The organism is Metallosphaera tengchongensis (genome assembly GCF_013343295.1).
Taxonomy (GTDB): Archaea; Thermoproteota; Thermoprotei_A; order Sulfolobales; family Sulfolobaceae; genus Metallosphaera; species Metallosphaera tengchongensis.
The window spans coordinates 1,550,757-1,563,179 of record NZ_CP049074.1 but is presented as its reverse complement, the minus strand read 5'-3'; the positions used below and the strand labels follow the sequence as shown (position 1 = coordinate 1,563,179).

At 43.7% G+C, this 12,423-nt stretch carries 9 protein-coding genes and 1 tRNA gene; 3 read left to right on the top strand and 7 right to left on the bottom strand.

Translation table 11 applies throughout. The features are described from left to right. Position 1 precedes the first annotated feature (1 nt). Positions 2-829, bottom strand: a complete 828-nt coding sequence (locus GWK48_RS08425) for a TIM barrel protein (protein ID WP_174631343.1) — start codon at positions 827-829, stop codon at positions 2-4. Between the two features lie 274 nt (positions 830-1,103). Between GWK48_RS08425 and GWK48_RS08420 the strand changes: the two genes are divergently transcribed. Continuing rightward, positions 1,104-1,871: a nucleotide-binding protein gene (locus tag GWK48_RS08420; protein ID WP_174631341.1), complete on the top strand. Its 768-nt coding sequence runs from the start codon at positions 1,104-1,106 to the stop codon at positions 1,869-1,871. A gap of 979 nt (positions 1,872-2,850) precedes the next feature. Here the strand turns inward: GWK48_RS08420 and GWK48_RS08415 are convergent. The 3 genes from GWK48_RS08415 to GWK48_RS08405 all read right to left on the bottom strand — a co-directional run bounded on the left by GWK48_RS08415 (position 2,851) and on the right by GWK48_RS08405 (position 7,894). Beyond that, on the bottom strand, positions 2,851-4,332 hold the full coding sequence (locus tag GWK48_RS08415) for a M61 family metallopeptidase (protein WP_174631339.1): 1,482 nt from the start codon (positions 4,330-4,332) through the stop codon (positions 2,851-2,853). Positions 4,333-4,476: 144 nt separating this feature from the next. After that, positions 4,477-7,446: an FAD-binding and (Fe-S)-binding domain-containing protein gene (locus GWK48_RS08410; protein WP_174631337.1), complete on the bottom strand. Its 2,970-nt coding sequence runs from the start codon at positions 7,444-7,446 to the stop codon at positions 4,477-4,479. Positions 7,447-7,456: 10 nt separating this feature from the next. Continuing rightward, complete coding sequence (locus GWK48_RS08405) at positions 7,457-7,894, bottom strand: HIT family protein (protein ID WP_174631335.1); 438 nt, start codon at positions 7,892-7,894, stop codon at positions 7,457-7,459. Positions 7,895-8,391: 497 nt separating this feature from the next. Between GWK48_RS08405 and GWK48_RS08400 the strand changes: the two genes are divergently transcribed. Beyond that, positions 8,392-8,706, top strand: coding sequence for a PadR family transcriptional regulator (locus GWK48_RS08400; RefSeq protein WP_246263785.1), 315 nt, complete (start codon positions 8,392-8,394; stop codon positions 8,704-8,706). A 72-nt stretch (positions 8,707-8,778) separates the two neighbouring features. After that, positions 8,779-9,582, top strand: coding sequence for an NAD+ synthase (locus tag GWK48_RS08395; protein WP_174631331.1), 804 nt, complete (start codon positions 8,779-8,781; stop codon positions 9,580-9,582). 409 nt (positions 9,583-9,991) lie between these two features. On the opposite strand, the gene GWK48_RS08390 is transcribed toward GWK48_RS08395, so the two are convergent. The 3 genes from GWK48_RS08390 to GWK48_RS08380 form a co-directional block, all read right to left on the bottom strand. Further along, the gene (locus tag GWK48_RS08390) at positions 9,992-10,864 is read right to left on the bottom strand and encodes a hypothetical protein (protein ID WP_246263784.1); all 873 of its coding nucleotides are present in this window, start codon (positions 10,862-10,864) and stop codon (positions 9,992-9,994) included. After that, positions 10,845-11,555, bottom strand: a complete 711-nt coding sequence (locus GWK48_RS08385) for a hypothetical protein (RefSeq protein WP_174631329.1) — start codon at positions 11,553-11,555, stop codon at positions 10,845-10,847. The genes GWK48_RS08390 and GWK48_RS08385 overlap by 20 nt, the downstream gene beginning before the upstream one ends. Positions 11,556-12,177: 622 nt before the next feature. Beyond that, positions 12,178-12,262 (bottom strand) — tRNA-Leu (locus GWK48_RS08380). Between the last annotated feature and the right edge of the window lie 161 nt (positions 12,263-12,423).

Below are 12,423 nucleotides of genomic sequence, written 5' to 3'. Positions count from 1 at the left end.
GTCACAACCTGTAACCTAGAGATTCAAGTACCTTTTTCATGATCAGTGCATCCTCCTCAAGTCTCGGGCTCTCGCATATCAATGAGATCGAGAGGTCTCTCTTGAGTATCTCTTTAGCGAGTGGCTCGAATGGGGGAGAGTTCCTCTCTATAGGCTCGTGGACGTCTACGTACTTACCGTTTCTCAGCTTGAGCGATTCGAAGTGGGAATTCACGTGGGTGAGACCCAGTTCCTTAACGACTCTGTCAAGTATCTCGCCATAGTCAATCTTCCCCCCTTGTCTGGCGAAAGTATGTGCCCAGTCTATATAAGGAATGACCCCTTTCAATTCCTTAGAGATCTTAATCACTTCATCTATTGTTCCAAAGGCAGTCTCCTTAGCCATGGTCTCAACACCTAATTTCACGGAGTCGATCCCTTTCTCTCTCATCTGGTCAATGACCTCTCCCATAGATGCCCTAACCATGGAGTAGCATTCCTCTGGAGTGTAGTCCCCATAGAACCCTACGTGGATAGCGATGGCGTCTGCCCCCATTGCGTGTGCTCTCTCTGCTGTGTCTAGGATCCTTTTCTTCGAGGCGTCTATTTTCTCACGTTCGGAGGAACAGAGGTTTATGTAATACGGTGCATGAACCGAAAGCCTTACCCCCATCTCCTTGGAGACTTCACCGAGTTCCTTAGCTGTTGACACTGACATTTTGACCCCCTGGACGAACTCCACTTCCATAGCGTTAAGACCCAGTTCTTTTACTCTCTTCACTCCATCCACACTGCCCTTGCCCCGACTGGATAAAGGGATCCCTGCAGGTCCCAGAAAGATCTTTGGCATTGTGAATACCTAAAGATATGTAAAGCTAATGGGGTTAAAGGTTTGCGACTCTTGAGCGCATTTAGAATCCGTTAAGACCGAGGAACTTACTCTTTGATTAGGCGATATTAAAAATATCTCCTATCATTATAGAGTGAAGATATCTCACTTAGAGAGATAATGTACAGAATGGGGGATATAAGCAAAGTTATTTAATTATTAATTTTTAAAAATAAATTTTACTAATTCAGAGTTAAAACCATCTTTAAATACCTTAAAGAAAAATAATTTATTAATGTCTATCAGGTTTTCAGTCTTCAGCATCAAGGGAGGAGTTGGTAAGTCCACTATCGCCTACCAACTCGCCAAGGAGCTCTCCAAGAGGTACAGGGTGACCCTAGTCGACAGGGACTACACCAACACGGTCAGTAGGTACTACGGACTTAGGACTGGGCTAATCAACAGCTTGGTCGACGGCGTTGAAGGCCCTTACCTAGCTGAGGACGGAAACCTAAGGGTAATCTCCCTCGTCTCCTTTCAACCGTCTTCCATCCCCTCAGCTGAAGAGTTAGCTAACTTCTACTTCCCTCTTCTGAAGGACTCCGACATCCTCATAACTGACAACCCACCTGGCGTAGACGAGATATCCAAGCTTGAGCTCAAGGCCTACTACCTATCGGCTAGGGAGCTCCGTTGCTACTGCCTCTGGGTGACCACCCCAGGTATTTCCCTTGACTTGACCCTTAGGGAGATGAACGACGTGGCCAGAGCCCTAACTTCAGCTGTACCTTCAATGGACCTCAGGTTACTGTCCCTAATAGTCAACATGGTCAAGGAAGGGACTAAACTCCCTGAGCTCCCACTACCCCACATCACAATCCCCTTCTATAGGGACCTCCTATTCAAGGGTTTCCACTCAGTAGAAATAAAGGAGATCAAGGAGGTCGCTGACCTCGCTGAAGGTGTGATAAGGAACGCGGTCCCGGAGGAACGAAGAAGTACGGGGGGGGGGGTAGGTAGGTTCGAATTCAAGTTGACCCTTGCCTTGAACTCCAACACGTGATCCACCACAAGACCCACCTCTCCTAAACCACGGAGCATAGTTACTATGCCGTTTTGAAAACTCTGCTAACTTAAGGGCGACGCGGTATATTATGCCTTTATGTTTCTATTTCTATATGGTTAATTAATTTAGTTAAAATGATAATATTATATGGATTTTATTTCAACTTAAACCTTAGGACAGTCATCAATATATTATAGTGTTAGTATTATAAAAAAGGGACTTAAATTTTATGGTAAGGAAACGGTGTTTAAAATATAATCGCCGCTTTTCTTTCCCACTCTCTGTTAAATTCATCAGATGATGAACAGGAGTCTATCGCTCCAGCAATTTAGAGAGTGAGGTCGGGACAATGGTAGTGAGGCTACTTTACAATGAATCTTACTTTCTCCTGATCCTCAAGAGCTGGGCTCTCCCCTTTTTGTAAAGGGGATGAAGCATTTCCTCATTCTTCACGGTAAGGGGGATGAGAGATCCAGATCGTAGCGCCGTAGTCAACAGTTTCCTTGAGACTGTTAAGTTTATACCTTCTAGGTTGTTGAAGTCTTTATATAGAGTAAAGGGGTCTTCCCCGGACGTTGGTCTTAACCAGAAAGGCTGGTAAGCCTAATGGACAGTCCGAGGTGTGTGGGTCTCCATACCGTCTAGGTGGGTTGGGGTCCCCCCTTGTGGGGTTAGAGCGAGTCCCCGGCTCAACTCTGGTGTCAAGGGTTGAGGGTTGATATCAAAACCATGAAATCCGATGAGACCCAAAACCACTAGCGATAAAAAGGTAGTGTCAATGGCGCTTAGCGCCAACAAGGCAACAGTAATCAAGAATAAATTCACCTTTTTTCTTTTACCACAGTTTCACGGCTAAGCACGACCATTTCTATTTTCACAAGGTGAACCCAAGCTAGACAGACTCAAGGCTTAGGTATAGAAGTTTCAAGAGTCTTAAGCCATTAAAGGAATATGGAGGGAGATCACTCCATAATGTCTAGATTATATTTATGTTCGAAATGCCGGTTAGCTCGTCAAGGCTTGCTATTGCTTGAGCAACTTTTCCCTTCAACCTAAACTTGACCTTGTGACCTGGATTCTTCCCCGCGGTTATTGTTATCCTCTTTATCCTCCCCTCCCTGCTTATGGTAAGTTCCGCTACGGGTTTGGGACGTACAGCTCTGGCAATCTCATCGAAACCTAGGATGGTGTCCTGTGGTATCAGACCTGCTATGTCTGCAGGGGATCCATCCTCCACGAAAGTTACTTTGCTTCCGTCCATAAGTAAACCAAAATACGGAGATCCAGCATCGATAAGTTCTATCTCCATCAATTCCCTCAGATAATTTAGAAGATTTGAAGCTGGCGAGTATATCATATCCTCGAAGACTTCTATCCCCATTTTTCTCAGGTAGCTGTCAATATCATTGAGTGTATACCTGTTAGGTATGTTCCTAAAGATATGAAAAATGTTTGCTCCCCTCTCCCTTAGCTTCGCATCTAAATATAGTCCCATAAGCATTCCAGCATCATAGTATGAAATTCCGGTGTTGAGGAAGTTCTCATCCTGTTTGTAGTACTTTATCCACGTCGTCCTGGAAGATTCGGCAAGGCTCATTCTAGCCCCGGGGAAGGTCAACTTGGATATGGCGTTAGCCAGGTAGTTTGCTATGTCCTCGACCTTGGTCCCCCTAGCTCTCAATGTGCTCAAAACAGCTACGTAATCAGTGACCCCCTCAGCGAATCCCAGGAGATCCGAGTAGGCTTCCACTTCTAGGTCTAGTTCTAAATCCTTCGGTCTAAACCTCTTTACGTTCCAGCGGTGAAAGTACTCGTGGGCGAATAGGGTGACTATATCATTCTTGTCCCAGGGGACGACAATGGCCGAGGAATCTGCATGTTCTATTCCACCAAAGTTTCTATCGGATCGCCTGAAAAAGAAAACGTATTTTTGTGGGGAGCCCATCTCCTTATCTATCTCCTTAATTACGTCCCTTATCCTGTCGACCTCTAAGTCATCAACGGTGGAAACCTCGTGACTCTCGTCAATGGAGATAGTCTTTAGTGCTGGACTGGCCTGAATTGGGGAATCCACGAACTCATGGTAGCTATCGCCACAAAACATGTCTTTCTCCTCACGGAGGGTGGTCTTAACGGGCCAGCTCACCTTGAGTTTGATGCAATACTTTTCATCCTTGTCCTGGAACGGGAACACTGCCGGAGGATTGATGAAGAGGTAATCATGTGTCGATATGGCTTCTCTCTGATCCTTACTGTTGGCGTACAATGTGTACTTAAAGTTCTCTCTAACATAAAAACGATTTTTGGAGACCCTAAACCCATCTATTTTAACGATGTTTCTTTCTAGCTCCCTTACTACGTAAGATCCAGGGACATAAGTGGGAAAGGTAACAGTACCCTCTCTTCCCCAGGCCTCTACCTCTATATATCTTGGTCTAGGAGTTACCTCAAATAGCATGTTAAAAAGGACAAGGGGTAAATCTTAAGTTTAAGGGATTAGAACCCCCTCTTAACAGCACTTGAGACGTACTTAAGCAAGGGTATTACGTGGGAGTTGTCTCGTTCTCCACCGTATTTCTCAAGATATGGTTAAAAAATCCCCTTAGGTCGTAACGTTCAGTCTAAATCTATCTATCTTTTCCCTGATGAGGTCTAGGAGGACTATTCCTAGGTCCCTTTCAGAGAACTCGTCTGTCGCCTTAGACTTAACTTCAGGTATAATGACGGACACAATGGAGTCAAAAGTCATTGACATGATTACTGCATTAAGTTCCTTATAGTAGGCATTAAGGACAAGTGCCCTCTCTGATGCATCGCTACTAGTTATTCTGTTGGACACCAATGAGTTTAACGTATTTTTCACAGAGACGCTAGCTTCATCCATCGCTTCAGTTATTATGGGCTCTATAATCTTCTTAAACTCGTCCAATCCCGAAGACATGAAGGACACCGTATCAGCAATCAGTGATGATCTCTTCTTTAAGCTGTCAGTTATGGACTGGACTATGGCGTTGCTCAACGTAGCCCTATCAGAATCTGCTATTTTTAGCGCTTTCTGTTCAATCTTGACTGAAGCCCCAACCTTTTCCGCTATATATTCTACAAGGGTTTTAGCGTTCACCCCTACACTTCTGAACTTAACCGCTGCCAATGGGCACAGAGTAACGAGGTTGCCATACCTCTCACCTAGAGCTTTCGCCATCATGTCAGCCCTCTTACCGACGTTCCTCTCCAAAGTGGCTCCAGAACACCCCTCCACTTTCTTGACCTTAAACCCCTTTTCTCTAAGTCGCTTCACAACCTCGTCGGAGTACGCGTTGGAGAAACAGGCAATGTGAAGGTTTATCTCTTCGTTGCCCTCTATCTGAATCGACTTGAGAAGTCTAAGGTCTAAGGGAACTACCTCAAAAGAGCTTGCCCTCCCTCCTAGCCTTGAGTACTCTTGATAGCCCTCTGTAAAGGTCTTGTAGTCCTCAGGTGAGACAGTAATCAACTCGACCACGTTAACCTTCTCGGAGTTCTTCCTAATCTTCTCGATGAACTCGTTACCGCTTCCGCTGATGTAGTCGTTAAACCCGCTATCCATCGACGTACCATAAATCTTCACCTTCAACCCTAGTTTTTTCAAGACCTCCAAAGTAGCGAACATAGTGGATGGGTTCTCTGCCAAGTATTTTCCAAACCAGATTCCTATGTCGCTATCCTCAGATATGACGTCCTTGTACTTCTCTGGGATAGGTATCTCAGGGGTAGTCTCTTCAGGTATCTTCCTGGCAACCATGGAGCTCAGTTTTATCAATAATGATGATATTGGAATCCTAGCTGGGCAGACACCATCGCATAGCCCACACTTATGGCAACCAGATATCTCAGCTATGGCACTGTCAGGTACGTCGATCTTTCCTGTAAGCTCGTACATCGAAATCAGACCTTTGGTGAAGTCAAACATCCCCTTTGGAGCGTATGGCCACTGAGGGATTAGCTTATACTGGGGGCACACTGTCACGCACATGGCGCAATCTATGCACTTTATGGAGTAGTCGACAAAGATGTCGAGATATTTCTTAGTAACCTTATACCCGTCCACCTCTCCTCCAGGCACTACCCTCTTGGCGAAGCCTATACCGAACCTATACCTCAGGGCATCGTTCTGCTTCCTCACTATATCTAATACCTCCAATGCCCTCTTCTTTGGCTCGAAAACCTTTCCAGGATTGACCAGTTCCTCAGGATCCAGCTCCTCCTTGTACTTCCTCATGGCCTCGTATCTGTCGACACCCATTTCCTGGAATACCTTACCCATGGTGGTAAGCCTGTTCTTAGCGTATTTGTGTACGAAGATCCCTATTGAAAGCATTGAACCTCCCAGCTTGATGTATTGCTCCATCATCAGCGTGTTCTTGGCCAGTTCGAAAAGTATTTTCTTGTCCACTGGGAGCAGAGACACCTGAGTGAAGGAATTCACAAGGAGGACTTCCCTCCTCTCCAGGTCTATGTCAAGATCGAAACCACCGTCAGGGGCCAAGTCCCCTAGTTTACCTAAGTTCTCCTGAAGTCCTTTAATGAGATCTGTTATTTTAGTATAATGTATAAGTCCGTGTTGATGAATTAAGAGCCCCTTAGTCCTCAGGGCAGCATTCACACCGTGATTGAAGGACCACCAACCTGTCCACTCCCCCTCAAAGGTCTTGGCTCCAGTGGCCTGTGCTACCCTGTAGAGCTTAGGCTCAACAATGCTGGATACGTTTGATGGGTACAGAACCACCATATTCCACTTATCAGGTGCTAAGGAAGCCTTGAAGTTCTCAGCAATGTAAGTTGAGATTGCAGGACCTCTAACCTGGACGTGCCAAGCAGGGATGGACTCCCTGTAGAACTCTCCTATTCCCCTGTAAGCCTGCTCGAAGCTATCGTAAGAAAGTACCAAAGACTCAGTGGGAGAGAAAGGTCTCAGTCTCATTCCCACCCTGTAAATCAACCCCGTTGTCCCCTCTGCACCGCAAACTAAAGCCAGGTCCTTACCCTCTAACCTGACTAACTCTCCCTTAGGGTTGACCATCTCAACGAAGGCCACGTTGTCGCAAATGAAGCCATACTGATAGGATCCGACACCCAGGGCGTCCCCCGCGACTCCTCCACCTATGGTGGAATCGTAGGAGGAAGGAAAAGTTCTAAGTTGGAGACCTCTACTTTGGGCTGCTATATCAATTAGTTTCCACGTAGCACCGGCCTCAGCGATAGCTAATTTGTTTACGTCGTCTATTTGGATCTTATCCATCTTGGATAGATCAACCAGGATCCCACCATCTGCGGGGATGGCGTTACCGTACCTGTTTGTGCCCCTTCCGTAAGGAGTAATGGGCACCTTGTGCCTGGCCGATATCTTAATGAGGTCAATTAGATCTTCAACGTTCCTAGGATACACCACGTAATCTGGGACTATATTGATTTTTATCCCGGTCCAAACTAGTTGGGGTACGAAGCCCATATCAGCTGTATGGGATAAGCGTTCAACCAATGAGTCAGAGAAGTTGTCCCCAAAACGAGCTTCTAGCTCTTCCTTAATCCCCAATCGATTCACCTTAATTAATTTCTTTCTCCATGCTACTTTTGATATATTGGCTTATAACTTTTTGCAACGAAATATAGTATGACTGTTCTTGGACTCTCCTTGGCTCAAAGTTGGAGAATACCTCTGGAATTTTTTCCCAACTAGGAATAATATGAATATGAGTGTGAAATATTACTTGACCTGAAGTGGTCCCCACATTGCTCAGTATCCTGACTCCAGTAGCGTTGAGGGCCTCCGTTATGGCCTTAGCTATGAATATGGTTTTGCTCGTCAGTTTGCAAGCTAATGTAGGGTCCGTGACTAAGATGTTCTGATAGTGCCTGTTTGGTATTACCAATGTATGTCCCGGCGCTGAAGGGTACTTATCTAGAATTGCCGAAACGTCCTCATCCCTGTAGACGAAGTACCCTTGCTCCATCCCTGAGACGATGTTACAGAAGAGACACATGTTTTAGGTTAATTTTAAGACGGTTTTATGTTTACATGAAAATACACTTTATGGGTCAACCTACAGTCGTAAGACTCATCTCTCCATATTGAGGCATGGGTTTCCAAACGGCGGATCTCCTTGAAGTTAGGAAAAGGGATCTGCCTTGTTGATGCAATACGATAAAGTCCTGTTTAAGAGGTTATGTAGGGATCGTCTCCTCCCCTTTCCTCCTCAAACAGAGCACCGTCCACGAGGGAGAGTAGCCATCTACCTCAGTAAATCCCTCGCCCTTAGGGTAGAGAAGCTCAGGTATTCATCAGACCTACGTTGTAGGATCCACAAAAGGTTAAATAAAGATTTTTCTTATGAATTTTAGTTTAAATTAAAAATCAAGTAATAAATAAATGAAAATAATTCCTTATATAACCAATTAACTTGTCAATGTACCAAGTCTTTAATATTATAATAATGAATAATAGGGAGGGATTGGGTTGGCCTACAGAGAGACCCCCAAAATGATGATCATAAGGGGACTGTTACAAGTCATTGTCATTTATCTACTTTGCAGATATGGGGATATGTACGGATACCAGCTTAAATTAAAGATAGAGGAATTACATAAAAAGAAAATACCGCACGGTGTGATGTATACCACCTTAAAAAGGATGGTCAAGAACGGGCTTCTTACCTCCTACGAGAGAGACGGAAAGACAATGTATACAGTAACAGAGGGAGGGAAAAAATTCATGAGGAACCACGTATCTATCTTGCAAAACGTCGAAGAAATAATCCACGAGATTATTAGTTATTATTCCTCTCCTCCAAAATAGTTAGAGATTCTATGGTCAGGTATTGACCTGGATCGAATGAAGCTATTTAAACCTTGGAATTAGTAATTAATTATGCAAAAACTAATAAAAGATGGTCTAGGTTCGTTGGACTATGCCAGGGTAACATCAGTTTTGGTAAACCGACTAAGGGAGTACATAGATAAAAGTGGGAAGAAAGGTGGGATAGTTGGGGTCAGCGGAGGAATAGATTCCGCTGTTACCGCGACCCTATTGAGTATGGCAACTCAGAACTTCTACTTCTTAGTCATGCCCTCCAGTTCAACCCCCCAGGACGACGTCGAGGACGCCTTAGGTCTTATTAAAAAACTTGGGGGCGAGTTAAAACATAGGGTTATTCCCATAGACGATGTTGTAGACAAGTTTTCAGACAAAATTGAGTCCAAGGACAAGGTGATAGTGGGGAACATTAAGGCCAGGACTAGAATGATCCTGCTCTATGCTATGGCTCAGAAGCTTGACTACCTTGTAATAGGCACTGGGGATAAATCAGAGCTCATGTTAGGCTACTTCACAAAATACGGTGATGGAGGGGTTGACGTATTACCCATTGGTGGCCTTTTCAAGACCCAGGTTAGGAAACTAGGGGAGTACTTGAAAGTCCCAGAAAGTATAGTTAAGAAGCCCAGTTCTCCTGCCCTTTGGGAGGGGCAGACCGCAGAGGGAGAGTTGGGAGTATCTTATGAGGTGGCAGACCCAGTTCTTTACCTCCTAGAAAAGGGAAAGAAGGAAGAAGAGATAGCTGTGGAGACACAGGTTGACCTTAGCCTAGTCTTAAGGATTAAGGAAATGGTCAAAAGGTCTCAACATAAGAGACAACCACCGGAGATCTTCGACATAGAGAACCTTTCAGCTTAAGGTAAATTAGAGCCGTTGGAATTTTCTCTTGTTGCATTCCTTAAATTTTGCGTTATTTCCTTGGGAATTAACCTTGGAGATGGGAATTAAATGTTTTCAATAAGTTTTGGACAATACGAGGTTACTATATAGCGTATAACTAAATACAAAAGAGGTTTTCATCGGATTTCATAATATTTTGAGCCCAACGCTCAACCTTAGGGCTTCACGTGGGTCAAGCGGATTCCCCGCTTTCATCCTCCTCCACCCCATTAGCGGTGTCCCCAGCCCCCTAGACGATGGGGGAACGCACATCTTGGACTGTCCATATGTCTTACCAGCCTTTAGGGGTACAGACTCACACCTGAGGCAAGACCCTTTTGCTGTATATAAAGTCCTCAGTGACCAAGATTATACATTCATAATGGTCTCACGGAAATTGTTGATTATGGCTACTCTTTATCTTGTTTATTACTTCGTTCACCTTTTCAACTTTCACGTTAGAACTGATCAAATCTCTTATCTCTCTAGCATACTTCTTGTGCTCTTTGTTATTGCTGGAGTTCATGAAATCGTTTAGGTTCTTTATAAGAGATTCCCTTATTGTAATTAAATCGTAATCGTTACTTATAATGATAAGAGTTTCACAAACCCTTCCTTTTACAGCTAAAAGGATTTCATAAAAGATTACCAGGTCACCAAGACCAACATTTTTTACTTTTCCAAACTCACGCATAAATATTGTATGCTTAAGGTATTCCTCAAAAGAATTAGTAATGGTTACTGAAGGAGGAAATGTCGAAAATTTCTTCGATATTTTCTCAGTTAAATATTCTTCCTGATCCTTTATCTTATTTTCTGTAAGTATATCGTCTCTAATTTCGGAAAGCCTTTTATCTATAAGTTGACTAGCAAGGGTAGAGAAAACCCTCTTTGCTATAGATAATCTGATACCTTTAGAAGTGTTCGGATAGAACTTTTTTCGAATGTCATCAAATAACTGGTCGAAGTCATTTCTAGTCCTATCCAAAATGTTCAGACGATCCTTTACAGAAAGGTTATCCCAGTCATTTTTCCGCATTTCTAATATAATTAAATCTCTCAATATCATAAAGGATTCAGCTATTACCTTGAGTACTTCGAATTCTACGCCATTAGGGATGTAAATACTAGATGCGGTTTTCTTTAAGGTTTTAACTAGTTCCCGGGCTTGTAAATGCTTATTTTTATCTATGTAGTCAAATAAGTAATCAAGAAGTACATTGGTGTCCAATACATAACATTCATCCAAAAATTGCCTCACCGATTAGTATACTATACTTGTCCTTTAACGCAGAAGGCTTCGCAAAGGTTACTATTAAGTACGTAAGGATCTCATAATCTACTTTTTCCCCCTGCAAATATGCAAGTATTGGATAAGAGAGAGTCAAGAGAAGAATGTTAGCTCTAGACACTAATGCTCGGAGCTTTACGTCGTCTTTTGCCTTTACTTCCCCAGCCTCGTGGTGTCTAATACTCTGTATTAGCTCGGTCAATATCCCAATGAAGACTTTATAGTAAAACTCCATTAGAGTGTTCGTTCCTTCCCTCTGTTCAACGGTCTTTAGGAACTCTCCCTCTACATTTACGAGTTTTTGAAGTACCTCATAATATTTTTTTAACCAGTATTCTTTGTATTCCTTAGCAGGAAGTCTTTCTAGTAACTTGTGGAGCCTGTTAAGCTGTTCCAACTTTTGCGAGTATTTCTCTTCCAGGAAGCTCTGTAAATTAGCTAAATCGCCAATATCATGTGACGATAAAAAGTTGAAGAGACCGGCCATGACCCTTAATATATCCTTCTCGAACTCTTCATCGTTAAGTAGTCTCTCTACGTGCTCATCTATCCTTTCAGTATGGTAGTTGTATGGAACCCCAATCAGTCTCGACTGTTTTTCAGTAGCGGTCAGCGAGTAAACTTCTCCAATAGCATCCTTAAGTTCCAGTGATAACGTCATTTTAAAATAATATCGCACTAAACATTAATAAAGTTTAGGAACCTTACTAAACATTAATAAAGTTTAGGATCTGACAAAGGAAGGACAAGCCTTGCCCTTCTGGCAAGGTAGCCTCTTTAAGCTTTTAGTGGAGGACTTTTTGGGGGGCAAAAAAGCAAGTAGTAAAAAATATGTCCCTCCTTCTCAATACATATCCCCGAGCCCCTAGGAGGGTGGAGTGAAAGCTCCTCTACCCAAGGGATAGGGGTAACCTGGCTGAGGGCCCAGCCTTTGGTCTACCGCTGGACGAGTGAAGCGTTGTGGGCGTTAAAGCCAACTAGCAATGAAGCGGTGATGAAGGCGGTAATCCATAGACCGGTGAACTGCTCTAAGGGAGCCTCGCCCTTTAGCGCGGGGAGGAGGTCAGATCTATGCCGTATTTACTCCTTAGTTTTTTTAAAAAAAAATAATGTTCCAAATACATATAAAATGGTGTTATGAACGTGGAATCTTTGTCTTACCCTTCCTTTTAGACTTGATTAGGACAATCACCCTATTCCTTTAAGCTCATCTCAATAACAAGGAAAAACGATACTACAACAGACCTTTAGACAAGGTCGTGGAATCTCGCTTTAAGTGTGAGTGCGGGGGGCGGGATTTGAACCCGCGCAGGACTACTCCAGTGGAGCCTCAGTCCACCCCCTTTGGCCTAGCTCGGGCACCCCCGCTCTGCAATAAATTCCTAGAGATCAAATAATAACGTTTTCGTATCAGACTTGAACCTCTTTAACATGACACCTAATCAACGAATTCAGATAAGCTGAACGTCTCCTCATGGTCAACAAGGACTTAAGGAGCTACCATTCCCTAATCCGCTACCTCAATTAAC